Source organism: Methylobacterium sp. WL9, from assembly GCF_008040035.1.
Taxonomy (GTDB): domain Bacteria; phylum Pseudomonadota; class Alphaproteobacteria; order Rhizobiales; family Beijerinckiaceae; genus Methylobacterium; species Methylobacterium thuringiense.
Window position 1 is genome coordinate 1 of the sequence record NZ_VRVE01000073.1, and the last position, 23,026, is coordinate 23,026.

Sequence of the window (23,026 nt, forward strand, 5' to 3'; positions counted from 1 at the left end):
GCGGCGTGGCGCTCGGCGCCATGCTCGGCGGCGGTGGCGCGCCCCCGCCCGGCCCGCGTCCGGTCTATGTCGAAGAAGAGCCCGTGCCGGTCTACGTTCGCCCGCGCCGCGGCCCGGTCTGCCATTACGAGCGCCGCAAGGTCTGGCTCGACGAGGACGCGTTCACCTACCGGCGCGTCGAGGTCTGCGAGTAGGCACGATCGCCCCGCGACGAACGATCGGGCGCCCCTTACCGGGCGCCTTTTTCGTGGGCCGTCCGCCCTGTGGCCAGCTTCATCACGACGGCCCCGGCGATCCCCGACAGCAGCGACCCGACGAGCACGCCGAGCTTCGTCTCCGTCTCGTGCAGGCCGTCGCCGAAGGCGAGGCCGCCGATGAACAGGCTCATGGTGAAACCGATGCCGCAGAGCAGCGCCACGCCGTAGACCTGTCCCCAGTTCGCTCCGCCGGGTTTGTGGGCGATGCCGAGGGCGACCGCGAGGCGCACGCTCAGCAGCACGCCCAGCTGCTTGCCGGCAAAGAGGCCGAGCGCCACGCCGAGCGTCACCGGATCGAGCAGCGCGTGTGCCGGCAGGCCGATCAGCTGGACGCCGGCATTGGCGAAGCCGAAGACCGGCACGATCAGGAAGGCGACCCACGGGGCGAGGGCGTGCTCCAGCCGGTGCAGCGGCGAAGCCGCGTCCTCCGGCCGGCCCGGCGTCGGGCGGATCGGGATGAACAGCGCCAGCAGCACCCCGGCCACGGTGGGGTGAATGCCGGAGCGCAGCACCAGGACCCAGAGCACGAATCCGAGAACGAGATAGGGCCAGAGCGCCCGCACGCCGCTGCGGTTGAGCCCGAACAGGGCCAGCATCACCGCGGCGGCTCCGGCGAGCATCGTCGCGTCGAGGCTGCCGGTATAGAACAGGGCGATGATGACGACGGCCCCGAGATCGTCGACGATCGCCACCGCGCTGAGGAAGATCTTGAGCGAGATCGGCACGCGTGGGCCGAGCAGCGCCAGCACGCCGAGTGCGAAGGCGATGTCGGTGGCGGCCGGGATCGCCCAGCCCCGCGCCGTGCCTGTCGCGAGATTGAAAGCGAGATAGACCAACGCTGGCGCCGCCATGCCGGCGGCGGCTGCGAGGCCGGGCAACACCCGGTCCGGCCAGGTCCGCAGGCGCCCGTCGAGCCCCTCGCGCTTGATCTCCAGGCCCACGAGCAGGAAGAACACGGCCATCAGGCCGTCGTTGATCCAGTGCAGCAGGCTCAAGGGCCCGAGACGGGCGTGCAGCGCGTGGGCGTAGGCCTCGCCCAGCGGCGAATTTGCAATCACCAGGGCGGCACTTGCAGCTGCCATCAGCACGAGGCCGCCGCTCGCCTCGCTGACGAGAAAGGCGCGCAAGGCCGAGATCGGGCGGCGCACGCGGCTTCGTAGGACGCGGACGGCTTTGGGCGGCGGCTTCATGACGCGATGCCGTGCGCCCTGAGCGCTGACTGGACAAGTCTGCCAGTTATGCCCCGTCCCCCATCAGCGCCTTGATCAACGCCGTTCCGTCCGCGCCGGCCCAGTCCGCCGGCCCCTTCATCACGCCGACTTCGCAGCCCCCGGCGTCGATCAGCAGGGTGGTCGGCAGGCCGATGGTGCCGGTCTGCTGCTGGACGGCGGGAAGCACCTTGCCGGCCGGGTCGCCGTAATAGGCGAGGGTCTTGATGCCGGTGTCGGCGAGCCATTTCGGCGGCTTGTCGAGGTTGCGCGTCTCGACGTTGATCGCGACGACCTGGAATTTTTCGCCACCAAGCTCGCCCTGAAGCCTGTCGAGGGCGGGCATCTCGGCCTTGCAGGGGGCGCACCAGGTCGCCCAGAGGTTCACCAGCAGCGCCTTGCCCCTGAGGGCGGCGAGGCTGGTGTCGGCGCCGTCCGGGCCCTTCAACTGAAGGACCACGCCCGGCTTCGGTTCGCCGGTGGTGTCGAGGGCGGCGACATCTCCGCGGGCGAGGGGGGCGATCCGCGCCACGGTCGCGGCGGCGTTCGCGCAGGGCTCAGGCGTCGCGAGGTTGCCGAGCTTCGAGCCGGTCCCGTATAGGGCGAGCCCAGCGAGGATCGCGGCGGCAGCACCGCCCGCGACGAGAATGGCCCGGTTCGCCATCAACTGCGCCCGGCCGGCGGGAAGGTTTTGTCAGACATGAGCAACCGGATGTGGGGCGGGCGCTTCGCGAGCGGCCCCGCCGAGATCATGGAGGAAATCAACGCCTCCATCGGGTTCGACAAGCGGCTTGCCCCCCAGGACATCCGCGGCTCGCTGGCGCATGTCGCGATGCTGGGTGCGGCCGGCATCCTGCCGCCCGAAGATGTGGCAGCGATCGAGGCCGGGCTCAAGACGGTGGAATCCGAGATCGCGGCCGGCAGCTTCGTGTTCGACCGGGCGCTGGAAGACATCCACATGGCGGTGGAGAGCCGGCTCACCGAGATCGTCGGCCCGACGGCCGGACGCCTGCACACCGCCCGCTCGCGCAACGACCAGGTCGCCACGGACATGCGGCTCTGGGTGCGCGACACGCTGGACGCCCTCGACGCCCAGGCCGCCGACCTGCAGCGGGCGCTCGCCGAGACCGCGCTGAAGCATGCCGGCACGGTGATGCCCGGCTTCACCCACCTGCAATCGGCCCAGCCGGTGACCTTCGGCCACCACTGCCTCGCCTATGTCGAGATGCTCGGGCGCGACCGCGGCCGGTTCCGCGATGCGCGGGTTCGCCTGAACGAGTGCCCGCTTGGCGCTGCGGCGCTCGCCGGCACCTCCTTCCCGATCGATCGGCACGCCACGGCGGCGGCGCTGGGCTTCGACCGGCCGACCGCGAACTCGCTCGATTCCGTCGCCGACCGCGATTTCGCCCTGGAGGCGCTCTCGGCGGCGTCGATCTGCGCGATCCATCTTTCGCGATTTGCTGAAGAACTCGTGGTCTGGACCTCGGCCCAGTTCAACTTCGTCAAACTGTCCGACGGCTACACCACCGGCTCCTCGATCATGCCGCAGAAGCGGAATCCCGATGCGGCCGAGCTGGTACGGGCGAAGTCCGGCCGCATCATCGGCGCGCTGACCGGACTGATGATCGTGATGAAGGGCCTGCCGCTCGCCTATTCGAAGGACATGCAGGAGGACAAGGAGGGCACGTTCGACGCCCTCCCTGCCCTCTCCCTCTGCCTCGCCGCCATGGCCGGCATGGTGCGCGACCTCGAGCCCGTCGCCGACGTGATGAAGCGGGCGGCCGGCTCCGGCTACGCCACCGCCACCGATCTCGCGGACTGGCTTGTGCGGGAGCTCGGCATGCCGTTCCGCGAGGCGCATCACGTCACCGGACGTCTCGTCGGGCTCGCCTCGGGCCAGGGCATCGGGCTCGAAGAGCTGCCGCTGACGGCGATGCAGGAGGTCGAGCCGCGGCTGACGGATGCGGTCTACGCCGTGCTCGGCATCGAGAATTCGGTGGCGAGCCGCACCAGCTATGGCGGCACCGCGCCGGCGAACGTGCGGACGCAGGCCGAACGCTGGCTGAAGGAACTCGGGCCCGCCTGACGGAAAAATGGTGCCCTGCAACCGGCGGAAGCCTGATGCGTTCATAGTCTAGCTAGGTGGACCACTCTATGGGTGGCGGCGAAGCGTAGCGGAGACCGTTCATCCATGGCCGTCGAGAGCTGGATCAGCCCTGAGGAAACCCCGGTTCTCGCCGAAGCGGCCACCGCGATGATCGAGGATCGGCTGAGCCGGTTCTCCAAGCCCGAGCGCGACGCCTACTGGGCCTCGATCCGCAAGTGCTACAACACGCCCTACAATCCGCCGGCCAGCAAGCGCTCGGCGAAGGCGGCATCGGTCGAGGTTTCGGTCATCGCGATCTCGTCGGTCGACCTGCCGCCGATCGAGGTTCAGGCCGCAGCCCTGGCGTCGTCCGCCCTGTCGGGCGATTCGCAGGCCGCCTGACCGGCAGAGCCGGAATCTGCTCCTTCGGGAGCAGAGTGTGGCGGATGTTTCGCAAGAGCCCGCCGCCTTACGTGGATAAATCCCGCATCTCACGGCGACAGCCCGGCATTTCGCCGTAAATTCGTACGGTTGCGCGCGTTCCGATGCGCAATCGTTCGTTCGCGTCCTGGGACCTTTGCCGATGTTTCGCCTCAGCCGCCTTCTGTCCGCTGGCACGGCCGGCCTCGCCATGCCGGGGATCTTCGCGCTCGCGGGCGTCGGCGCGGTAGCCTCGGTTCATGGTGCGGTTGCCCAGGAGACGGGGACTCGGGCGACGATCCAGCAGGCGCAGTTCGATGCGGGCGAATCGTCGTCCCGCCGACGCCGCGGGCGCGGTCGAGGGCGCAGCGAAGCGCCGGCCGAGGCGCCCCCGGCCGCCGACAAGAAAGCCGCTCTACCGCCGGGAATGCAGCAGGCGACGCCTGTCGTGACCTTCGGCGACTGGAACGTGTTCACCAACGGCCAGGGCAAGACCCGTGTCTGCTACGCCATCGCCCAGCCGCAGACCCGCTCCCCGAACACGCTCGCCCGCGACACCGCCTATCTGTTCGTGACGATCCGCAAGGGCGAGAACGTCCAGAACGAGATCGCCGTGATGTTCGGTTTCAAGCCGAAACCCGCCGCTTCGCAGGCGAAGCCCGGGGCGTCGGCAGGCAAGACCGACCCGTATCTGTCGCTCGGCAGCACGCGCTTCGGGCTGGTGGTGAAGGACGAGAACGCCTGGGTTCAGAATCAGGCCGAGGAGGCCCGCATCGTGACCGAAATGGCCAAGAGCCCGACGGCGACGGTGCGCACCACCTCGATGCGCGGCAAGCCCACGAGCGACGACTACGCGCTCGGCGGCTTCGGCGACGCGGTGAAGCGTGCGCGCGAGGAGTGCAAGTAGGCCATCCGACGAAAAGCGGGACCGCCGATCCGACTACCTCGGTCCGGCGGCCCCGTTCGTCGAGCAGCCGGTCCAAACAACGAGCCGGCGATTGGGTCAGGTCATACGGCCTGCAGCCGCGGCGCCGGTTGGCGGAGCGATCGGGCGCCCGGCCGCGACCGTTCGCGGGCTGCGCGGGTCGCCTGCTCGAAGCTGCGGAAGAGGGTGCCGTCGAGCGTGTCGAAGCTGCGCTCGGAGGAGTAGAAGCGCACACCGCCATGTTCGGGCACGGCGATGCCGGCCGTGGTCTCGCCGACCTCGATCACCCGCGCGGTCATGCGCTCGTGCAGGATCGGGTCCGAGATGCTTTTCAATGCGGGCTGAAGGGATGTCATCGGTCTGAAATTCTCCGGTGGCCTTCCAAAGGCCGAGTACGACGGAAGAAGGAAAGCGAGACCTGTCGGTCTCGGAAAGCCTCAGCGTCGACAGCGTTGGGCCAGCCGGTGGGAACTATTGGCAATCGGTCTCGGGCTCGTCTGGAAGAGCATGGTAAGTCCTCCTCGATGAAGGACCACGACACGCGAGCGCATCGTGATGCTTTAGCGTTTGGTGACGCGGCGCAAGCTATTCACTTCAAATCACCGCGGTATGACGATCTCACACAACAGCAGGGTGCTCGCTCCGGTTCCGCTGGTCAACGGAAAGTTATTTCGAAGTTCGTTGCAACTGCGAAAGGAATCCGATGTCCTCGCCGCACTAGGCAGATCTATCCTGTGTTAAGCCATGAATCGTCTAGAATCGTACCAAGACTAAAGAATCCGCGCTCGGATCACGCTGCTCTAGCCTATGAGACGATCAACACCCGCCGGGCAATCCACCGAGCAGGGCATCGAGCTGCCGGTAGTCCAAAAAGACCTGATCGGCTCCAGCTTCAGCAAGATCCCTGCCAGCCCGATCGTGGCCCCAATGTCCGCCTCCGGTGAAGCCGAGCACACGCATCCCGGCCGCCCGCGCCGCGATGACGCCGGGCACGCTGTCCTCGATGACGAGGCACTCGCCGGGCTCGGCCCTCATCTCGGCGGCGGCGTGGAGGAAGAGGTCCGGAGCGGGCTTTCCGCGCCGCACCATGGCCGAGGAATAGAGCCGCCCGTCGAAGAGCGGCAGCAGGCCGGTGAGCGTCAACGAATGGCGCAGGCGCACGGGATCGCTGCTCGAGGCCACGCAGGTCGGGATATCGAGAGCCTGCACGGCCATCGCGACGCCGGCCATGGCACGGAGCTCCCGGTCGAACACGCCCAGCGTCTCCGCCTTCACCGCCGCGACGAAGTCCTCCGGCACGACGACGGTGGGGAAGTCGTGAGCGATGTGCTCCATGATCGACGTCATGGAGGTGCCGGCGAAGCGGCTGCGCACGGTGTCGACGTCGATGGCGACGCCGATGCGGTTGAGGGCCGCGGTGAGGGTGCCGAGGCTCAGCGGCTCCGAATCGACGAGCACGCCGTCGCAATCGAAGATCACCAAGGCGGGGCGGGCGAAGGCCGGCTCGGCAGGGTCTGAACCGGGTCGCGTCCGTTCCGTCATGTCGTCTCCGCTGTCAGTCGCTCGGTCGGCGCCTCCTGACACGCGCCCGCGAAGGCTGGCAACGCTCGCTGTCGCCGCAATCGCCGGCTAGTGTGCCCACGACAGGCGCAGAGCCGGCTCCGGCCTCGCGTCCCTCGCGTCTGAAACGACAGAAAAGACAAAAAATTGCCCGGCTACCTGCCTTTCGCGGGGGCGCTCAAGCTCCCCGGCTTCACCTGTGACAATTGCGGCTTCTGGCAGCGGCATTTCGAAACGCCGCTGCAATGCCCGATGTGCCTCGATGCGCGCCACGTGGTGCCGCAGACCGGCTGGCGCTTCCTCAGCGAGGCGCAGGCGCAGGCCGAATTTCCCTGCCACTGGGAGGAGCTGGAGCCGGGCGTCTGGCGCTTCTGGAACGACCCCGTCACCGGCATCGGCCCGAGCGCCTATCTGGTTCAGACGGATCACGGCAACATGGGCTTCGAGGGCTGCCCGGTCTTCAGTGCGGCGGCGCTGGACAAGATCGCGGCGCTCGGCGGGATGCAGGTGCTGTCCTCCTCGCACCCGCACGCCTACGGAGCGCTGCCACAGCTGCAGGACCGCTTCGACCCCGAGCTGTGCCTGCCGGCCGCCGACTTCACCTGGAGCGCGGCGCTCCAGGTCTCCTGGCCCTACGACGACTTTTTGGAACCCTTGCCTGGGTTGGAATTACATCGGACCGCCGGCCATTTCGACGGCCACGCCGTGCTGTTCGATCGCAAGCGAAAAATCTGCTTCTGCGGCGACGCCTTCAAGTTCGAACTCGACCCGGGGGATTTTCGCCGCGCGCTGACGATCTCGGCCCACAAGGCTTTTGTCCGCGGCGTCCCGCTCACACCCAACGAACTCCGGCGCTACCGCGACGTGTTCGAGCGCCTCGACTTCACCCAGACCTGGACCCCGTTCGAGCCGGCCGCCAATTGCGGCCGGGCCGAAGTGTTGGCGCTGCTCGACAGCCTGCTCTCGGGCCGCTCGCATGCGGCGCCAGTGCCGATGGAGACGCTGACGCGGTAGCGTTCAGCCGAACGCCCCAACCTCGTGCTGGATCATCCCCGAGATCTCGCGCACCCGCACGAACAGCCGGCGGATCGGCTGAAAGAGCGTGGCGTGCTCGGCCTCGTAGGTGCCGACGTCGCGCGGGCCCGGGGGCTCGCCGAAATTGAGGCCGAGCGTCGGGTCCGGCGTGATCGGAAACACCTCGTCGAGCAGCGCGAGGCAGCCGTCGATGTCGAGCCGCAGGAAGCGCTCCAGCAGCGCCTCCCGCGTCAGGCCCGATTGCGGCCGGAAGCTCGGGATGTGGACGGCGAGGAACCAGATCCGGTGGACCAACGCGAGGCGGATCGCGTGGAGCAGGGTCAGCCGGGCCGACATGGTGGCGAGGTCGGGGGCGGCACTCTGCAGCGCCAGCCAGTCGGTGGTGAGGCGGCCGAACAGGCGGCGCAGGTCCGGCGCGAGGTTGAGGCGTTCCAGCGCGCTCGCCACCACGATCAGCTCGTCGCGGCGGCCGTCGCGGCGGGTGCGACGGGCACGCTCCAGCCAGACGGCCGGATCGAGGGTGTCGATATAGGCGCGCAGCACGTCGAGGTCGCCGACGCTGGCCGCATGCTGCACGAGGCGGAAAGCCCGCGAGAAGCGCACCGAGTCTTCCCGCATGCTGCGAAAGATGTCCGGCGCGCGTGAGGCGGCACGGCCGATGCCGTGCAGCGAATTCGCGAGGAAGCCGAGCTGCTGCAGGATCGCGTTGTTCGGGATCGCCCTGAGCTGGCGCGGATGCGTGATCATCACCGGGCCGCCGCCGTCGGACTGGCGGGCGGCGGGGCGCGAGCCGGTGCGGTCGATCAGGCCAGGGCCGAATGTGCCGAGCAGCGCGGCGTAGCCCGGATCCTCGACCAGCGCCTCCATGTCCTGCCGCGCGGCGCGGAAGAACTCGGCGGCGAAATCGGCCTCCGCATAGATCGGGTCGCCGCCGGCGCGCTTGGCTGCCGGCGCATCGTTGATGACGTAGTCGGCAAAGGCGTCGTCGTCCGTCAGTTCGTCGGCGAAGACATGCTCGGCGATACGGGAGACGCTGGCCCGGGCGAGTTCGGGCGAGCCGAACATCAGGTAGCCGTCCGAGCCCTGGAAGCTCGATTCGAGCCGCACCCCGATCCCGGCCGCGCGGGTCTTCTCGCGGGCGCTCTCGGGGGCGAGGTAGGCGAGGCGGTCGGACAAACTGGTCGGGTGGGCGCCGCGCCCGATCGATTCGCCGTGCGTGTCGAAGATCACGAGCTCGACGTCGGCGAGGTCGTTCTGCGCCATCAGCTCGGTGATGCGCAGGCGCAGGCGCTCGATCCAGAAGGTCGCGGCGAGCTGGCCGACATAGCGGCCGGAATCCGAGTAGCCGAACTGCACGCAGAGCCGGCCGAGGCGCTTGAGGTGGCGCCGCCAATGCGGGTTGCGCAGGGCGTCGTCGAGGACGCGGATGCCCTGTTCGAGCGCGCTCGCGGTCTCGAAGAGCGGCGTGATCTCGAGCTTGTCGGCGATGCCGTAATTGCGCGCGAGCCAGAGCGCGGCCAGCAGGGTGTAGCCGGTCTCGGTCTCGGCGATAAGGAAGCGCACCGGGTGGGTGCCGTCGACGTGCTTGAGGATCTGCGCGATCGTCATCATCAGCCGGGCGGCCGAGGCGCGCTCGGCGGCGAGCGCCCCGAAATCCACCGGCACCGGCTGCACGTCGTTGAGCAGGGTGTTGATCGTCGAGAGGTGCGAGCGGCGCTGCGCGGCGTCGGTCGGCTCGCCTTCGAGGTCGATCACCCGACGCACGGCGTTGTGGATCTGGCTGGCGTTGAGCCGAAAATGCGGTAGGGCGTTCGAGAGGCCGTGCGCGGCGATGCCGGAGCGCAGCACAGCGATGGCGCGCTTGTCCGCATCCGACTCGGCCGCGCCGATCGCGGCGGCCATGCCCGCGAGCATGGGCCCCGAATCCACCTGCGCCCGCTCACGCTCGATGATGAGCGCCAGCGCGAAGCGGTGCACGGCTTCGAGCGAGGGCTTGGTGCCGAGCAGCGGCGCACCGGCGAGCTGGCGCTTGACGGAGTCGAGTGCGCCGGCCGTCAGCTCCCGCACCACGCGCGCTGCCGGTACGTCGGGCAGATCGCGCAGGATGCGCTCGAACTGCATCCGCTTCGAGATCAGCCGGTAGCGCAGGGTGTCCCACCAGCCGATATCCGTGCGCCCGTCCGTGTCGCAGCCGACCCAGGAGGCGATGGCGAAGGGTTTCGGGACGATCTCGGTCCAGCGGTCGGGCCAGCGTTCGCGAGCGGCATCGAGCAGCGCCCCGTTGAAGACATCCAGCGCGCTGCGGCCATGGTTGGCCGCGATGCAGGCCTGCTCGAACTCGTCGTCGAGGCTGATTTTCGGATCCGGCCGGGTCGAGAGGGCGGCCGCCTTCTCGACGAGGGCGGCCCGGGCCGTCTCGTCGGTGGTGGAGGCGGCGGAGGCGATCGCGGCGGCGACCGCCTTCGGCATGCCGAAGGTCGGATGCGCCGTGAACACCGCTGCGAAGGCCGTGCGGCCGACGAGATCGCGAAACGCTTCGACGTCGCCCTGGCGCCCGGCGAGCCCCGCAACGAGCCGCCCGGCAATATCGGCCTCGACGCCATCGGCCGCGCCGTCCCCGAGCCCGACATAGACGCGCAGCCGACCGGCCCGCGCGTCGAGGGCGTGGCGCCGGAGCCGCGCGAACAGCGCGTCGAGGTCGTCCTCGCCGATCTCCTCGCGGTCGAACCGGCGGGTGATCGCGAGCGTCACCGCAAGTACGGGATTGCGGAACGGATCCTCGGCCGCCTGGGCGCGCGACTGCGCGACGAGTTCGAGCAGCGCGATCTCCAGGTCTTCCGGGGTCACCGGAATCGGGCGCGCGGGGGAGCGATCGTCGGGCATCGCGGTTACCGGGTCTTCACCGAAGGAAGGGAAGTCCGGGTGGCGGTCTTCGAGTGGCATCGGACAGTCCTTCCGCCATGGTCGATCCCGCGTCCCCGTAAGGCCACGGTGTTCTCATCGTCGGGCGGGCGACGCAAGGACCGTTCCTCGGGACGTGCGTTGGGGAGTCTCTCACTGTGACCAGCGGTGCCATCCCCGTGGCCTTCGGCGTCGTACCCATGGCCTGCGGCGTCTTACTCGCGGCCTGCGGCGGCTTACTCTCATGGCCTGCGGCAGCTTACTCTCAAGGCCTGCGGCAGCTTGCGCGCACGTGCCGGGTGCAACCGGGACCGAGGTGGGGTAACGCTGTCGACGGCCATGGAAACGCTCCTGATCCTCGCCGCGCTCGCGGTCGCCGGTCTCGCCCTGGCCTTCGCCGCGGTGATGTCGGCGCAGGCGCGCCGTCCGCCCCTGCGGATGCAGCGCGAGGACGATCTCGCCGAGGGCGACGAGGAACTCCTGATCCGATCCCTGCGCCCTGCCCCGCCGAGCCCGATCGACCGCACGCGGCCGATCATCGACGCCGAGTGGAGCGATGCCACGTTGGATACCAAACCGGATGCGAGTTCGATCGACGTGAAGACCATCGAGGCGGAGATGATCGAAGCCAAGCTGATCGAGGATCCGGCGGAGGCGCAGGGCCGGTCCGGCGAACCTCATGGGCGCGGAGCGCGATGATCGTGCGGTCGTGCGTCATGGGCGCGCTCGTCGTGGCGGCGCTGCTGTCGGCGGGCACCGCCCTGGCCCAGGAGCCCGAGGCGTCGTCACCGCCGGAGGCTGCAGGTGCGCCGGATACCCCCACCAAGCCGAGGCCGCGCCCCAAACCCAAGCCGAAGTCCAAACCCGTCCCCAAGGCCGAGACGGGCGGCGAGACCAAGTCGCCGGAGACGAAGGCGCCCGAGGTTGCGAAGCCGGAGGTTCGCACCGGAGCGGACGAGCCGCATCTTCCGGCAGCGAGCGAGCCTGTGCCGGCCTCGCCGTCGCAGAGCGCCTTCGCCGCGCCGCTCGTCGCCTGCGATCCCGGTCAGGCCGTGCAGTACGATGGACCGAAGGCGTTCTCGCTCTGGGTGACCCGCGCGGGCTCGGTCACGATCGACAACCCGCTGCGTCCTCTGACGCCCGACGTGACCCGCGTGCTTCAGCTCGTCATCGGCGACAAACTCGCCACCGCCTATGGGCGCGACCTCACGGCCCTCCGCCGCGGCGCCTCGCCGGCAGCGCTGGAAGGCCTGCTCGGCGGTCCGATCCGCTGGGAGGCCACGCTCGGCAGCCTGCCGGACGGCTTCGACATCGTCTCCGACGCCGGCACGCCGCTCGCGCAGATGCGCTTCAAGGAATGCGGCACCGCTCCGGCCGCCAAGGCGCCCCCCGCATCGGTCGCCCGGAAGGAGGGCCGGTCGCGGTCATCGAAGAAGGCGACCGCCGCCGACCAGACCGGTTCCCCGTCACAGACATCGCCCGGCGCGTCCTCGCGGAGTACGTCGGCGCCGAGGGCCGCGCCACCGCAGCGGCAGTTCAACCTGCCTCAGGGCGCCATCTCCGAGTGAGCGGACGTCCGGGGGAGGCCGCCGTCCTCGTCGTCGGCGGCAGTGGCGCTTTCGGCTCGCGCCTCGTTGCCGGAATCGTCGCGACCACCACGCTTTCCGTCGTCATCGCGGGCCGTGACCTCGGCAGGGCCGAAGCAACCGCGCGGGTTCATCCCGCCGGCCGCGTCCGCGCCGTCCGGCTCGATGCCGCCGCGGTGACCTCCGACGACCTGATCGCGCTCGGTCTCCGTCTCGTCGTCGATGCGGCCGGGCCGTTCCAGGGCACCGAGCCCTGCATGGCCCGCGCCGCCATCGCGGCCGGCCTGCCCTATCTCGACCTCGCCGATGCCAGAGATTTCGTCGCCGGCTTCGCCACCCTGCTCGACGCCGACGCACGCACGGCCGGCATCGTCGCGCTGACCGGCGCCAGCTCGACGCCCGCGCTCTCGAATGCAGTGCTGGACGCGATCACCGATGGCTGGCGGCGCGTCGAGGCGGTGTCCGTCGCCATCGTCCCCGGCAACCGGGCACCGCGCGGGCTCTCGGTGATGCGGGCGATCCTGTCCTATGTCGGTCGGCCGATGCGCCTGTTTCGCGATGGCGCCTGGGAGATGCGGCCCGGGTGGGGATCGCTGACCCGGGTCGGCGTGCCCGGTCTCGGTCGCCGCTGGGCTTCGCTCTGCGAGACGCCGGATCTCGACATCATGCCGGCACGCCTGCCGCAGGTGCGCAGCGTCGTCTTCCGCGCCGGGCTCGAACTGCCGTTCCTGCATCTCGGGCTCTGGCTAGCGAGTTGGCCGGTGCGGTTGCAGCTGCTGCCGTCGCTCGTCCCTTTCGCGAAGCCCTTCCTGATGGTGGCCGGTTGGCTCGACCGCTTCGGCAGCGATCGCGGCGGCATGATCGTGGAGGCGCTCGGACGCGACGGTGAGAACCGTCCGACGCGGGCGCTCTGGAGCCTCGTCGCGGAGGCGGGCGACGGCCCCTATGTTCCGACCTTGCCGGCCCTGGCGATGATTCGCCGGCTCACCGACCCAAGCGCAGAGCCCGTCGCGCCCGGCGCCCGCCCCTGCGTCGGGATGCTGCCGCTCGCGTCCATCGCATCGGAGATGGCCCGCCTGCGCATCACGACCCGGATCGAACGGAGCCATCCGCAGCCGCTGTTCGCGCGGGCGCTCGGGGCGGGTTTCGACGCGGTGCCGGCCCCGATCCGGGACCTGCACGGCGCGACCGGCGGCCTGACCTATTCCGGCGCGGCCGAGGTCGAGCGCGGCCCGGGTTTCGCCGTCGCGTTCGTCGCGGCACTGTTCCGGCTGCCGCGCCCGATGGCGGCAGGTCCGGTGCGGGTGGCGATCCGGCCGGAGGGCGGCACCGAACGCTGGACGCGCGGCTTCGCGGACACACGCTTTTCGAGCGTGATGGGCCTTGCCCCCGGCGGCGAAGGGCGAGGCCTCCTGCGCGAGCGTTTCGGCCCCTTCGCCATGGATCTTGCGGTCACGGCTCATGCCGAGGGGCTCGACATGACCGTGACCGGCTGGCGGCTCGGCCCGTTGCCGCTTCCGCGATCCCTGCGGCCGACGACCCAAGCGAGCGAGCGGCTGGACGCACAGGGCCGCTTTCGCTTCGATGTCGCGCTGTTCCTGCCCCGCGTCGGGCTCCTCGTGCGCTATAAGGGCTGGCTCGTGCCCGAGCCGGTGGAGAACCGCAGATGATGGACGAGCTCAGCGCCGTCGAGGTGATCACGATCCTCGGCCTGCGTCCGCATCCGGAGGGCGGCCATTATCGCGAGACGTTTCGCGATCCCCGCGAGAGCGACGGCCGCTCGGTCGGCACCGCGATCTACTATCTGCTCGACGTCGGCGAGGTTTCGGCTTGGCATCGGGTCGACGCGGCCGAAATCTGGCACTGGTATGCCGGCGCGCCCATGGTGATCACCATGAGCGGCAACGGCCATGACGCCTCCGCCCACCATCTCGGTCCGGACCTGAACCGCAACCAGCGCCCGCAACTCGTGGTGCCGGCCGGCCATTGGCAGACCTGCGTGAGCCTCGGGGCCTGGACTCTCGTCGGCTGCACCGTCTCGCCCGGCTTCGATTTTGCCGGGTTCGAGATGGCGCCGTCCGACTGGCGGCCGATGCCGAGGCGGTAACACTCAGCCGTTCCGCGGCAGCGCCGAGCCCTGCGCCTCGGCACCCGATCCGATCGCGTCGAGCCTCGCGACTTGCTCCGGCGGAATCCGCAGCGAACCGGCCTTCAGGTTGTCGCGCAGATGCGCCACCGACGAGGTGCCTGGGATCAGCAGGATGTTGGGCGCGCGCTGCAGCAGCCAGGCCAGCGCGACCTGCAGCGGCGTCGCCTCCAACTCTGCCGCCACCTCCGACAGCGTCGAGGATTGCAGCGGCGAAAACCCGCCGAGCGGGAAATACGGCACGTAGGCGATCCCGTCGGCCGCAAGGCCGTCGACCAGGGCGTCGTCCTCGCGATGGGCGAGGTTGTACTGGTTCTGCACGCAGACGATCTCGGTCATCGCGCGCGCCGCCTGCACCTGCCCTGGCGTGACGTGGCTCAGGCCGATGTTGCGCACGAGGCCTTGTCGCTTGAGTTCGACGAGGGCGTTCAGCGGCTCTTCGATCGGGCCGTCGACCGGATGGTGGTGGCCGGCCGACATCCGCAGGTTCACCACGGCGAGGGCGTCGAGGCCAAGATTGCGCAGGTTGTCGTGCACGGCGGATGTCAGCTCCGCCTTCGACAGAGCCGCCGGCCAGGATTTGTCCGCGCCCCGGCGCGCACCGATCTTGGTCACGATGGTCAGCCCTGCCGGATAGGGATGCAGCGCTTCGCGAATGATCTGGTTTGTAATGTGCGGGCCGTAGAAATCCGACGTATCGATGTGGTCGATCCCGCGATCCACCGCCTCGCGTAGCACGGCCAGAGCCTCGTCCCTGTCGCGAGGCGGACCGAAGACACCGGGACCGGCGAGTTGCATGGCGCCGTAGCCGAGGCGGTTCGGCGTCAGGGATGTACCCGGCAGGGTGAAGCGGCCGCCGAGATCGGATTTCGGAGTCTGGGTCTGGGTCATGGTGAGCCTCTCAGGTGTTTCACGGGAAACATCTGCGAGGGATATGCGCCACGGGGCATCGTGCGATAACCCGGCTAGACGCGTACGCCTTGTCCGGAAATCCGCACGATGCCCGACCCGAACCTCGCCGATCTCGACGCCTTCGTCGCGGTGGCCCGCGCCCGCAGTTTTCGCGGGGCGGCAAAGCTTCAGGGCGCCTCGGCCTCGGCCCTGAGCGACGCCCTGCGCCGGCTGGAGGCGCGGCTCGGTGCACGGCTGCTCAACCGCACGACCCGCAGCGTCACGCCGACGGAAGCCGGCGCGCGCCTGCTGGAGCGCCTCGGCCCGGCGGTGCGCGAGATCGCCGACGCGCTGGCGGCCGTGAACGACTCCGCCGACAGCCCGGCCGGGACACTCCGGCTCAATGCCCCGACGGTGGTGGCGCGACACGTCCTGCCCGACATCGTCGCGCGCTTCTTGGCGGCCTATCCCGGGATCAGTCTGGAGGTGGAGACCAACGACAGCTTCATCGACGTGCTGGCGGAGGGGTTCGATGCCGGCATCCGCTACGAGGAGCGCGTCGAGCGCGACATGGTCGCCGTGCCGATCGGCCCGTGCCGTCAGCGCTTCGTGCTGGCCGGATCACCGGCCTACCTCGCCGCGCGCGGCGTGCCGCGGCATCCCCGCGACCTCCTCGGCCACGCCTGCATCCGCCACCGCTTCGCCAGCCGCGTCACGGCGCAATGGGAGTTCGAGAGGGACGGGGAGACGATCCGCATCGCGGCCGCCGGGCCGCTCATCGCGACAACGCCCGAACTGGAGGTCCACACGGCCCGCGCGGGCCTCGGTCTCGTCTGCACCTTCAAAGAATATCTGCGGGATGGGCTGGCCGACGGCACGCTGGTGCCGCTGTTGCAGGACTGGCTGCCGGACTTCTCCGGGCCGCGGCTGTACTACGCCAACCGCCGGCACATGCCTGCGCCGCTGCGGGCCTTCGTCGATTTCATTAAGGCTGACATTCGTTGAACGCGGGCTCTGCCCGCACCCGGCAAAGGGCTCACCCTCTGCACACCCATCACGCCCCCGTAGCGCCGAAGGCGCGGAGGCAAGCGCGACGGCGCGCCGCCGCGCTTGCGGCGGACGCCGCTGGCCGGAACGGCCAGCGGCAACTCAAATCAAGCGATGTACTGGCCGCCGTTGATGGTCAGCGTCGAGCCGGTGACGAAGCCGGAATCCTCGGCGGCGAGATACTCGACCGCACGGGCGATCTCTTCGGCCTCGCCGAGACGTCCGACGGGGATCGTGGAGATGATCTTGTTGCGGATGTCCTCCGGCACAGCCATCACCATCTCGGTGGCGACGTAGCCCGGTGCGATCACGTTGACGGTGATGCCCTTGCCCGCGCTCTCCTGGGCGAGTGCCTTGGCGAAGCCGATCACGCCGGCCTTGGCGGCCGAGTAGTTGGTCTGGCCGGCCTGGCCCTTCTGGCCGTTGATCGACGAGATCAGGATGATGCGGCCGAAGTTGCGCGAGCGCATGCCCTCGATCAGCGGGCGCGTGCAGGTGAACATCGAGTCGAGGTTGGTCTTGATGACCGCCTGCCACTTCTCGAAGCTCATCTTGTGGAACGCGCCGTCGCGGGTGATGCCGGCGTTGTTCACGAGGATGTCGATCGGGCCGACCTCGGACTCGATCTGCTTGATGCCGGCCTCGCAGGCGGCGTAGTCGCCGACGTCGAACTTGAAGACCGGAATGCCGGTCTCGGCCTTGAAGGCGTTGGCGGCCTCGTCGTTGCCGCCGTAATTGGCGGCGACCTTGTAGCCCTTGGCCTGAAGGCCCTTCGAGATGGCGGCGCCGATGCCGCGCGTTCCGCCCGTGACGAGGGCGACGCGTTCCTGAGCCATGATTTCCTCCGTTTTTTGTTTGAATTTCGTCGAAACGCCCGGCGCGGCGCTCAAGCCCGCCGGGGGATGTCGCATTCTGCCGGCTGCCGGCACCGCCTGCACGGCATTTAAATTTCAACGGCCTTCAAAGGCTTTTGGCTGAATTTTTCTTGAGGCGACGGGACGGGCGCTCCCGTCCCATCGCGAAAACGGCGCTCAGGCGCGCTCGACGCACATCGCGACGCCCATGCCGCCGCCGATGCAGAGCGTGGCGAGGCCCTTCTTGGCGTCGCGGCGCTTCATCTCGTGCAGCAGGGTGATCAGGACGCGGGCGCCGGACGCTCCGATCGGGTGGCCGATGGCGATGGCGCCGCCATTGACGTTCACCTTGGAGGTGTCCCAGCCCATGTCCTTGTTCACGGCGCAGGCCTGCGCGGCGAAGGCTTCGTTCGCCTCGATCAGGTCGAGCTCGGAGGCCTGCCAGCCGGCCTTCTCGAGAGCCTTGCGGGAGGCCGGGATCGGGCCCGTGCCCATCACCTTCGGGTCGACGCCGGCGGTGGCCCACGACTTGATGGTGGCGAGCGGGGTCAGGCCGCGCTTTTTCGCCTCGGAGGCCGACATCAGCACGAGGGCGGCGGCGCCGTCGTTGAGGCCGGAGGCGTTGGCGGCGGTGACGGTGCCCTCCTTCGAGAAGGCGGGCTTCAGCTTGGCCATGCTCTCGATGGTGGCGCCGTCGCGGATGTACTCGTCGGTGTCGACGATGGTGTCGCCCTTGCGGCCCTTCACGGTGACCGGGACGATCTCGTCCTTGAAGCGGCCTTCCTTGCGGGCGGCCTCGGCCTTGTTCTGCGAGCTGACGGCGAACTCGTCCTGCTGCTGGCGCGTGATCTGGAAGGCTTCCGCCACGTTCTCGGCGGTGGTGCCCATGTGGTAGCCGTTGAAGGCGTCCCAGAGGCCGTCCTTGATCATCGTGTCGACGAGCTTGATGTCGCCCATCTTCTGGCCGCCGCGCAGGTACTGGGCGTGGGGCGACAGCGACATGGATTCCTGGCCGCCGGCGACGATGATCGTCGCGTCGCCGTTGGCGATCTGCTGCATGCCGACCGCGACGGTGCGCAGGCCCGAACCGCAGACCTGATTGAGGCCCCAGGCGGTGGCCTTGTCCGGGATGCCGGCGCCGATGGCGGCCTGGCGGGCGGGATTCTGGCCGGCGCCTGCGGTGAGCACCTGGCCGAAGATCACCTCGTCGACGTCGTCCGGGGAAACGCCGGCGCGTTCGAGCGCCGCCTTGATCGCGATGGCGCCGAGCTCGTGCGCCGGGGTCGAGCCGAAAGCGCCGGCGAACGATCCCACCGGGGTCCGTGCCGCTCCGACAATGACGATCTCTTCGCTGGCCATCTCGCTTGTCTCCTCACCGGGGCGCGGCTTCGCTCTTGTCGGCGTCCGCGCACTCACCGTGTCTGAGGGAAGAAAGCGCTGGCCCCTGCGATGTCAAGCAGCCTCATGACCCGAACAGGCATCCCATCCGGGTCAAACCGGCACCGCGGTGCGAGAATGTACGGGAAACAGCACCAAATTGCTGTTTTCGTCGCCGTGCGAAAGCCTTAAGGTTCCGCAATGCGGAAAAACCGTGCTGGCGCGGAGCCGCTGTCATGCGGGACTTTGCAACGATGCGCGCCATCACGAACGGAGCGGGGAGTGCCGTGGGTATGGCGGACAACGGCAAGTCTCACCAAGGCAAGTCTCATCAGACCGTCATCAAGAAGTACGCCAACCGCCGGCTCTACCACACCGGCACCTCGACCTATGTCACGCTCGAAGACCTCGCGGGCATGGTGCAGAGCGGCGAAGACTTCGTCGTCTACGATGCGCGCTCCGGCGACGACATCACCCGTTCCGTCCTGACGCAGATCATCTTCGAGCAGGAGAACAAGGCCGGCGAGGACAACCTGCTGCCGGTGGCCTTCCTGCGTCAGCTGATCCGCTTCTACGGCGACAGCATGCGCATCATGGTGCCGAGCTTCCTCGAATTCTCGATGGCGAATTTCGCCAAGGACCAGGACGGCCTGCGCGAAAAGTTTTCGCAGAGCTTCCAGAGCTTCGGGCCGGGCGTGTTCCAGCAGGCGCTGCAGGAGCAGGTGCGGGCCAACATGAGCTTCTTCGGCGACGCCATGAAGATGTTCACGGGCGGCTTCACGCCGCCGGGCGGCAAACCGGATGCGTCGGGCTCCGTTCCGGCCGCGTCGAATCCCGGCTCGTCCGATTTCGACGATCTGAAGCGTCAGATGCTCGAGATGCAGGCCCGGCTCGACGCTCTCGCCAAAAAGTAGGCGAGGCGGGTTTTCGGCTCGGGCGGTAACCTTTTCGTAAGGATCGCTAAAGAACCCTTGCTCTCGGCCTCGACCTTGCGCAGTTGTCTTGAGACGGCATGCGAAGGCGACGGTTATGGATCCGGTTGGGACGCAAGGAGAGGCTGGAGCGGAAAACCCGTGCCGTGCTCTCGCCGTCGTCCCGATGGCGGACAGCCGTGAACAGCCGATCCGCCGGGTTTCCGGCGCACGTCCGATGGCGGGTTTCCTGGCTCAGCTGATCGTCGACACGAATCCGGCGCTGCGCATCGCGCGCTCGGAACGGACGCAGACGGCCGTAGCGCTCTATGCGCGGATGGCCGGCATCCCGGGCGGGAGGTGGCGCGCCTGACGCGCCAGCCTCCGAACGACCCTCAGGCCTCGGCCGACTTCACCTTGAGAACCTGACGGCCGCGATACATGCCGGTCTTCAGGTCGATGTGGTGCGGACGGCGCAGCTCGCCCGAATCCTTGTCCTCGACATAGGTCGGCGCCTTGAGGGCGTCGGCCGAGCGGCGCATGCCGCGCCGGGAGGGGGAGGTTTTACGCTTCGGAACGGCCATCGGGGTCTTCTCAAGGCAAAAGCGGCGCACGGACGTGCCGCCCTCGTCGAGGCAGACCGTCGGCACCGCGAAGGGAATTCGGGGTTCGAGGGCGGGCTTATACCCGCGCCGGTTCCGACTGGCTAGATGCCTTCGCGCAGTGCCGCGCCGTCGGATCGCCGCCGTTCAAATGCGGTTCAAGCGCGGCCGTCCAGAACGATCCCGCACGGCGACACCGATCCGCCGTCGGGAGACCCTTCCATGATGTCCATGTCCCTGCGCGCGCTGGCCCTGTTCGCCTGCCTTGCCGCCACCCCCGTCCTCGCCCAGTCGGCAAGCCCGGCCACCTCGCCGATGAAGGCCTCTCCGTCCGCGGCACCCGCCGCCGCGCCGGCCAAGGATACGGCCAAGGATGCGACGAAGGATACCGCGAAAACCCCGCTGCTCGACCTGAACAGCGCCACCGCCGAGGAACTGAGCAAGCTCAAGGGCATCGGCGACGTCCGCTCGGCCGCGATCGTCAAGGGCCGCCCCTACAAGGGCAAGGACGAACTGGTGCAGAAGAAGATCATTCCCGAGGGCGTCTATGCGGGGATCAAGGACCAGATCATCGCCAAGCAGAAGTAGTCATTCGGACGTTTTGGCGCGCGGGGTTCGGGCCTCGCGCGCTTCTGCCAGCCTGCGCCCTTGTCCGCCCGATCCCGGCGGTGCTAGGCGCCGGAAAGCGCGGACTTCGCGCATCAGCGCGAAAACTCCCAAAAGATGCCAGCTCAGCCCATCATCCGCCTGCATCGCGGCGACCTGCCCGCCGACTTCCAGCCCGGCAGCGCCATCGCCATCGACACCGAGACGCTGGGCCTCAACCCGCATCGGGACCGGCTCTGCGTCGTGCAGATCTCGCGCGGCGACGGGAATGCCGAGGTGGTGCAGATGCCGCTCGGCGGCCCGGACCCGGTGAACCTGAAGCGGGTGCTCGGCGACCCGGCGGTCCAGAAGATCTTCCACTTCGCGCGGTTCGACCTCGCGGTGCTGTTTCGCGCCCTCGGCGTGATGCCGGGTCCGGTCTACTGCACCAAGATCGCCTCGAAGCTCGCCCGGACCTATACCGACCGGCACGGACTCAAGGACGTGGTCCGGGAAATGGTCGGGATCGACCTGTCGAAGCAGCAGCAATCCTCGGATTGGGGTGCCGAGACCCTGAGTCAGGCCCAGCTCGACTATGCCGCCTCCGACGTGCTGCATCTCCACGCCGCCCGCGACCGGTTGAACACGATGCTCGCCCGCGAGGGCCGCACCGATCTGGCCCAGGCCTGTTTCGATTTCCTGCCGACCCGGGCGCGACTCGATCTCGCCGGCTGGGCGGAGAATGATATTTTCGCGCATACTTGATGATGGCGGCCCTCGCGGGCCGTCCGCCGCATGAGCAGCGGCGCGCGGTCGCGCTAGCCGACGGTATGGGCAAGTTGGACGGACCGTCCGCGAAAGATGCAGCGTGTGCATGTGCCGACGCGCACCTGCCTGCGATTGATCATTTCCCGAAGCCGAGGCCATAACTTCGCCACCGCCTGTGGTCATGGCCGTTGCGGTGCCATGCCCCGACCTGTCGGTGTGGGAGCGGTCGCACTCTCGGACCTCAGCCTCTCAGGAACCCGATGCAGGTGGCCGACACCATCGAGACGTTCGCGGGCGCCGCCAACGAGAATGCGCGCCGCAGGCGGGCCCATGGCCGCGCCGTGCGCCACTCCGCGCGGGTGCGCGTGCTGCGCCGGATCATCCCGGTCGCAGCTGGAATTGCCGTGCTCGGCATCGCGGGCGTCGTGCTCTGGAGCCCGTTCGCCGGCAGCATCCCCAATGTCAGCATCGGTCCGGTCAGCGTCTCGGGCACCAAGGTGACGATGGAGAACCCGAAGCTGTCGGGCTTCAAGAAGGGCGAGCGCGGTTACGAGGTCACGGCCGCGTCCGCCCTCCAGGACGTGCGAAAGCCCGCATTGATCGAACTCCAGGCCATGAAGGGCCACATCGCCACCGACGACAAGGGCGGCCTCGCCCATCTCGAAGCGAAGGGCGGCCTGTTCGATTCGAGCAAGGAATCGCTGACGCTGCACGAAAACATCCGGCTCTGGACCGACAAGGGCGAGGAAGCCCGGCTCCAATCCGCGGCGGTCGACTTCAAGGCCGGGTCGGTGAAGTCGTCCGAGATGGTGACCGTCACGGTGCCGAACGGCTCGGTGACCGCCGACAGCCTCGACGTGGTCGAGAGCGGCAAGGTGATTTCCTTCATCGGCAACGTTCACGCGCAGTTCCAGGGGACCGGCAAGACGAAGGCTCCCGAAGGCGGCGATGCGTCCGAACGCGTCCGCACCTCGGCGGCGGAGGCGCCGAAGGACGGCGCGGAGGTCCAGCGATGAACGGACGTGTGCTTCCTTTCGCCCTGGCCCTCGGGCTCGCGCTCGCGCCGCTCGCGACGTTGATCGTCACGGCTCCGTCTGCGTCGGCGAAAGAGAACAAGGAAAAATCCGAATCACCCCTCGGCGCGCTCGGCGGCAGCGGCAAGGAGCCGATCAAGATCGACGCCGATCGCCTCGACGTGTTCGACAAGGAGAACAAGGCGATCTTCGCCGGCAACGTCGTCGCCGTGCAGGGCGATGCCACCATCCGCTGCTCGGCGCTCACGGTGTTCTACAAGCGCGGCAAGGACAAGGACGGCAAGAAAACCGAAAAGCAGGACGAGAAGGCCGGCGACGAGGCGGGCGGCAAGAGCCAAGCCGAGATGGCCGAGAACGGCATCCGCAAGGTCGATTGCGCCGGGCCGGTCACCGTCGTGCAGAAGGACCAGGTCGCCACCGGCGACAACGCCACCTTCGATCAGGTCGCCCGCCGCATCGTGCTGACCGGCAACGTCGTGCTCAGCCAGTGCCGCAACGTCACCCGCGGCTCGCGCCTCGTCTACGACATGGATTCCGGCCGCGCGAACATGGATCCGGGCACGAACGGGCGCGTCTCGGCGATGTTCGTACCTGGCGAGAAGGCCGACGCGGCCGGCGGTAAGGGCGCGTCCAAGGGCTGCGCACAGCCGCCGGCGGTGGCGAACAAGCCGAAACCGGCCGAGGCCGCGGCCCCGGCGGCGGCCCCTCCTCCGGCCAAGACGCGGGCGCAGGCGAATTGAGCGCGACGTCGATCCCGGCTCCTGCCGCCATGCCCCTGCATGCCGCCTCGGGCGAGCGCTCCGCGCCGAAGGCGGCCTCGTTCGTGCGGCGCC

General features: G+C 68.9%; 25 protein-coding genes and 1 pseudogene. 17 read left to right on the forward strand and 9 right to left on the reverse strand.

The genetic code is table 11. The features are described 5' to 3' along the window. A pseudogene (locus tag FV217_RS17515) lies at positions 1 to 194 on the forward strand (hypothetical protein); the annotation flags it as partial. Between the two features lie 35 nt (positions 195 to 229). Here the strand turns inward: FV217_RS17515 and nhaA are convergent. Together nhaA and FV217_RS17525 are read right to left on the reverse strand one after the other, a co-directional pair. After that, positions 230 to 1,447, reverse strand: a complete 1,218-nt coding sequence (nhaA, locus tag FV217_RS17520) for a Na+/H+ antiporter NhaA (RefSeq protein ID WP_147818460.1) — start codon at positions 1,445 to 1,447, stop codon at positions 230 to 232. A gap of 46 nt (positions 1,448 to 1,493) precedes the next feature. Next, the gene (locus tag FV217_RS17525) at positions 1,494 to 2,129 is read right to left on the reverse strand and encodes a TlpA disulfide reductase family protein (protein WP_147818461.1); all 636 of its coding nucleotides are present in this window, start codon (positions 2,127 to 2,129) and stop codon (positions 1,494 to 1,496) included. Positions 2,130 to 2,165: 36 nt separating this feature from the next. Here FV217_RS17525 and argH point away from each other — a divergent pair, with 36 nt between their 5' ends. The 3 genes from argH to FV217_RS17540 all read left to right on the forward strand — a co-directional run bounded on the left by argH (position 2,166) and on the right by FV217_RS17540 (position 4,878). Then, on the forward strand, positions 2,166 to 3,551 hold the full coding sequence (gene argH / locus FV217_RS17530; RefSeq protein WP_147818462.1) for an argininosuccinate lyase: 1,386 nt from the start codon (positions 2,166 to 2,168) through the stop codon (positions 3,549 to 3,551). A 105-nt stretch (positions 3,552 to 3,656) separates the two neighbouring features. Further along, positions 3,657 to 3,953 carry a hypothetical protein gene (locus FV217_RS17535; protein WP_147818463.1) on the forward strand — a complete coding sequence of 99 codons (297 nt, stop codon included), beginning with the start codon at positions 3,657 to 3,659 and terminating at the stop codon, positions 3,951 to 3,953. Positions 3,954 to 4,134: 181 nt separating this feature from the next. After that, a complete protein-coding gene (locus FV217_RS17540) occupies positions 4,135 to 4,878 on the forward strand; it encodes an invasion associated locus b family protein (protein WP_306424642.1) in 744 nt (247 codons plus the stop codon). A gap of 101 nt (positions 4,879 to 4,979) precedes the next feature. Here the strand turns inward: FV217_RS17540 and FV217_RS17545 are convergent, their stop codons facing one another. After that, positions 4,980 to 5,195, reverse strand: a complete 216-nt coding sequence (locus tag FV217_RS17545; RefSeq protein WP_147818478.1) for a hypothetical protein — start codon at positions 5,193 to 5,195, stop codon at positions 4,980 to 4,982. Positions 5,196 to 5,712: 517 nt separating this feature from the next. Further along, entirely contained in the window at positions 5,713 to 6,438 is a 726-nt protein-coding gene (locus tag FV217_RS17550; protein WP_147818464.1) for an HAD family hydrolase, read from the reverse strand. 165 nt (positions 6,439 to 6,603) lie between these two features. On the opposite strand from FV217_RS17550, the gene FV217_RS17555 reads away from it, so the two are divergent. Further along, positions 6,604 to 7,470, forward strand: coding sequence for an MBL fold metallo-hydrolase (locus FV217_RS17555; protein WP_147818465.1), 867 nt, complete (start codon positions 6,604 to 6,606; stop codon positions 7,468 to 7,470). A gap of 3 nt (positions 7,471 to 7,473) precedes the next feature. On the opposite strand, the gene FV217_RS17560 is transcribed toward FV217_RS17555, so the two are convergent. Next, positions 7,474 to 10,374, reverse strand: a complete 2,901-nt coding sequence (locus FV217_RS17560; RefSeq protein ID WP_147818479.1) for a phosphoenolpyruvate carboxylase — start codon at positions 10,372 to 10,374, stop codon at positions 7,474 to 7,476. Between the two features lie 357 nt (positions 10,375 to 10,731). Between FV217_RS17560 and FV217_RS17565 the strand changes: the two genes are divergently transcribed. From FV217_RS17565 to FV217_RS17575, 4 genes are read left to right on the forward strand one after another with little or no spacing between them, the layout of a single operon-like run. Further along, positions 10,732 to 11,091, forward strand: coding sequence for a hypothetical protein (locus tag FV217_RS17565; RefSeq protein WP_147818466.1), 360 nt, complete (start codon positions 10,732 to 10,734; stop codon positions 11,089 to 11,091). Positions 11,092 to 11,108: 17 nt separating this feature from the next. Continuing rightward, the gene (locus FV217_RS23485) at positions 11,109 to 11,960 is read left to right on the forward strand and encodes a hypothetical protein (RefSeq protein ID WP_246682923.1); all 852 of its coding nucleotides are present in this window, start codon (positions 11,109 to 11,111) and stop codon (positions 11,958 to 11,960) included. Then, a complete protein-coding gene (locus FV217_RS17570) occupies positions 11,957 to 13,648 on the forward strand; it encodes an SDR family oxidoreductase (RefSeq protein ID WP_238232335.1) in 1,692 nt (563 codons plus the stop codon). The genes FV217_RS23485 and FV217_RS17570 overlap by 4 nt, the downstream gene beginning before the upstream one ends. Beyond that, on the forward strand, positions 13,645 to 14,085 hold the full coding sequence (locus FV217_RS17575; protein ID WP_147818468.1) for a cupin domain-containing protein: 441 nt from the start codon (positions 13,645 to 13,647) through the stop codon (positions 14,083 to 14,085). Before FV217_RS17570 ends, FV217_RS17575 begins: the two co-directional genes overlap by 4 nt. A 3-nt stretch (positions 14,086 to 14,088) precedes the next feature. Here the strand turns inward: FV217_RS17575 and FV217_RS17580 are convergent, their stop codons facing one another. Next, entirely contained in the window at positions 14,089 to 15,015 is a 927-nt protein-coding gene (locus FV217_RS17580) for an aldo/keto reductase family oxidoreductase (protein WP_147818469.1), read from the reverse strand. 108 nt (positions 15,016 to 15,123) lie between these two features. On the opposite strand from FV217_RS17580, the gene FV217_RS17585 reads away from it, so the two are divergent. Continuing rightward, entirely contained in the window at positions 15,124 to 16,020 is an 897-nt protein-coding gene (locus FV217_RS17585) for a LysR family transcriptional regulator (RefSeq protein WP_147818470.1), read from the forward strand. A gap of 149 nt (positions 16,021 to 16,169) precedes the next feature. Here FV217_RS17585 and phbB read toward each other — a convergent pair whose 3' ends face one another. After that, positions 16,170 to 16,898, reverse strand: a complete 729-nt coding sequence (phbB, locus tag FV217_RS17590; RefSeq protein ID WP_147818471.1) for an acetoacetyl-CoA reductase — start codon at positions 16,896 to 16,898, stop codon at positions 16,170 to 16,172. On the opposite strand from phbB, the gene FV217_RS23225 reads away from it, so the two are divergent. After that, on the forward strand, positions 16,897 to 17,040 hold the full coding sequence (locus FV217_RS23225; protein WP_210245150.1) for a hypothetical protein: 144 nt from the start codon (positions 16,897 to 16,899) through the stop codon (positions 17,038 to 17,040). The genes phbB and FV217_RS23225 overlap by 2 nt on opposite strands. 53 nt (positions 17,041 to 17,093) lie before the next feature. Here FV217_RS23225 and FV217_RS17595 read toward each other — a convergent pair whose 3' ends face one another. After that, positions 17,094 to 18,275, reverse strand: a complete 1,182-nt coding sequence (locus FV217_RS17595; RefSeq protein WP_147818472.1) for an acetyl-CoA C-acetyltransferase — start codon at positions 18,273 to 18,275, stop codon at positions 17,094 to 17,096. A gap of 311 nt (positions 18,276 to 18,586) precedes the next feature. On the opposite strand from FV217_RS17595, the gene phaR reads away from it, so the two are divergent. Both phaR and FV217_RS17605 read left to right on the forward strand, forming a co-directional pair. After that, a complete protein-coding gene (phaR, locus tag FV217_RS17600) occupies positions 18,587 to 19,207 on the forward strand; it encodes a polyhydroxyalkanoate synthesis repressor PhaR (protein WP_147818480.1) in 621 nt (206 codons plus the stop codon). Positions 19,208 to 19,391: 184 nt separating this feature from the next. Then, complete coding sequence (locus FV217_RS17605; protein WP_147818473.1) at positions 19,392 to 19,577, forward strand: hypothetical protein; 186 nt, start codon at positions 19,392 to 19,394, stop codon at positions 19,575 to 19,577. Between the two features lie 22 nt (positions 19,578 to 19,599). Here the strand turns inward: FV217_RS17605 and rpmF are convergent, their stop codons facing one another. Next, positions 19,600 to 19,788 (reverse strand): 50S ribosomal protein L32, encoded by a 189-nt coding sequence (gene rpmF / locus FV217_RS17610; protein WP_003601373.1) that lies wholly within the window; start codon positions 19,786 to 19,788, stop codon positions 19,600 to 19,602. A 240-nt stretch (positions 19,789 to 20,028) separates the two neighbouring features. Between rpmF and FV217_RS17615 the strand changes: the two genes are divergently transcribed. The 4 genes from FV217_RS17615 to FV217_RS17630 all read left to right on the forward strand — a co-directional run bounded on the left by FV217_RS17615 (position 20,029) and on the right by FV217_RS17630 (position 22,933). Next, positions 20,029 to 20,394, forward strand: a complete 366-nt coding sequence (locus tag FV217_RS17615; protein ID WP_147818474.1) for a helix-hairpin-helix domain-containing protein — start codon at positions 20,029 to 20,031, stop codon at positions 20,392 to 20,394. A gap of 135 nt (positions 20,395 to 20,529) precedes the next feature. Next, entirely contained in the window at positions 20,530 to 21,156 is a 627-nt protein-coding gene (locus FV217_RS17620; RefSeq protein WP_147818475.1) for a ribonuclease D, read from the forward strand. A 263-nt stretch (positions 21,157 to 21,419) separates the two neighbouring features. After that, positions 21,420 to 22,175, forward strand: a complete 756-nt coding sequence (lptC, locus tag FV217_RS17625; RefSeq protein WP_147818476.1) for an LPS export ABC transporter periplasmic protein LptC — start codon at positions 21,420 to 21,422, stop codon at positions 22,173 to 22,175. Then, positions 22,172 to 22,933 (forward strand): LptA/OstA family protein, encoded by a 762-nt coding sequence (locus FV217_RS17630; protein WP_147818477.1) that lies wholly within the window; start codon positions 22,172 to 22,174, stop codon positions 22,931 to 22,933. Before lptC ends, FV217_RS17630 begins: the two co-directional genes overlap by 4 nt. Positions 22,934 to 23,026 lie beyond the last annotated feature (93 nt).

What these genes read in the sequence shown, in the direction of transcription:
- nhaA (WP_147818460.1), bottom strand. Translation starts at nt 1,447, where the DNA reads ATGAAGCCGCCGCCCAAAGCCGTCCGCGTCCTACGAAGCCGCGTGCGC.
- FV217_RS17525 (WP_147818461.1), bottom strand. Translation starts at nt 2,129, where the DNA reads ATGGCGAACCGGGCCATTCTCGTCGCGGGCGGTGCTGCCGCCGCGATC.
- argH (WP_147818462.1), top strand. Translation starts at nt 2,166, where the DNA reads ATGAGCAACCGGATGTGGGGCGGGCGCTTCGCGAGCGGCCCCGCCGAG.
- FV217_RS17535 (WP_147818463.1), top strand. Translation starts at nt 3,657, where the DNA reads ATGGCCGTCGAGAGCTGGATCAGCCCTGAGGAAACCCCGGTTCTCGCC.
- FV217_RS17540 (WP_306424642.1), top strand. Translation starts at nt 4,135, where the DNA reads ATGTTTCGCCTCAGCCGCCTTCTGTCCGCTGGCACGGCCGGCCTCGCC.
- FV217_RS17545 (WP_147818478.1), bottom strand. Translation starts at nt 5,195, where the DNA reads ATGACCGCGCGGGTGATCGAGGTCGGCGAGACCACGGCCGGCATCGCC.
- FV217_RS17550 (WP_147818464.1), bottom strand. Translation starts at nt 6,438, where the DNA reads ATGACGGAACGGACGCGACCCGGTTCAGACCCTGCCGAGCCGGCCTTC.
- FV217_RS17560 (WP_147818479.1), bottom strand. Translation starts at nt 10,374, where the DNA reads ATGCCCGACGATCGCTCCCCCGCGCGCCCGATTCCGGTGACCCCGGAA.
- FV217_RS17565 (WP_147818466.1), top strand. Translation starts at nt 10,732, where the DNA reads ATGGAAACGCTCCTGATCCTCGCCGCGCTCGCGGTCGCCGGTCTCGCC.
- FV217_RS23485 (WP_246682923.1), top strand. Translation starts at nt 11,109, where the DNA reads ATGGGCGCGCTCGTCGTGGCGGCGCTGCTGTCGGCGGGCACCGCCCTG.
- FV217_RS17575 (WP_147818468.1), top strand. Translation starts at nt 13,645, where the DNA reads ATGATGGACGAGCTCAGCGCCGTCGAGGTGATCACGATCCTCGGCCTG.
- FV217_RS17580 (WP_147818469.1), bottom strand. Translation starts at nt 15,015, where the DNA reads ATGACCCAGACCCAGACTCCGAAATCCGATCTCGGCGGCCGCTTCACC.
- FV217_RS17585 (WP_147818470.1), top strand. Translation starts at nt 15,124, where the DNA reads ATGCCCGACCCGAACCTCGCCGATCTCGACGCCTTCGTCGCGGTGGCC.
- FV217_RS23225 (WP_210245150.1), top strand. Translation starts at nt 16,897, where the DNA reads ATGATTTCCTCCGTTTTTTGTTTGAATTTCGTCGAAACGCCCGGCGCG.
- phbB (WP_147818471.1), bottom strand. Translation starts at nt 16,898, where the DNA reads ATGGCTCAGGAACGCGTCGCCCTCGTCACGGGCGGAACGCGCGGCATC.
- FV217_RS17595 (WP_147818472.1), bottom strand. Translation starts at nt 18,275, where the DNA reads ATGGCCAGCGAAGAGATCGTCATTGTCGGAGCGGCACGGACCCCGGTG.
- phaR (WP_147818480.1), top strand. Translation starts at nt 18,587, where the DNA reads ATGGCGGACAACGGCAAGTCTCACCAAGGCAAGTCTCATCAGACCGTC.
- FV217_RS17605 (WP_147818473.1), top strand. Translation starts at nt 19,392, where the DNA reads ATGGCGGACAGCCGTGAACAGCCGATCCGCCGGGTTTCCGGCGCACGT.
- rpmF (WP_003601373.1), bottom strand. Translation starts at nt 19,788, where the DNA reads ATGGCCGTTCCGAAGCGTAAAACCTCCCCCTCCCGGCGCGGCATGCGC.
- FV217_RS17615 (WP_147818474.1), top strand. Translation starts at nt 20,029, where the DNA reads ATGATGTCCATGTCCCTGCGCGCGCTGGCCCTGTTCGCCTGCCTTGCC.
- FV217_RS17620 (WP_147818475.1), top strand. Translation starts at nt 20,530, where the DNA reads ATGCCAGCTCAGCCCATCATCCGCCTGCATCGCGGCGACCTGCCCGCC.
- lptC (WP_147818476.1), top strand. Translation starts at nt 21,420, where the DNA reads ATGCAGGTGGCCGACACCATCGAGACGTTCGCGGGCGCCGCCAACGAG.
- FV217_RS17630 (WP_147818477.1), top strand. Translation starts at nt 22,172, where the DNA reads ATGAACGGACGTGTGCTTCCTTTCGCCCTGGCCCTCGGGCTCGCGCTC.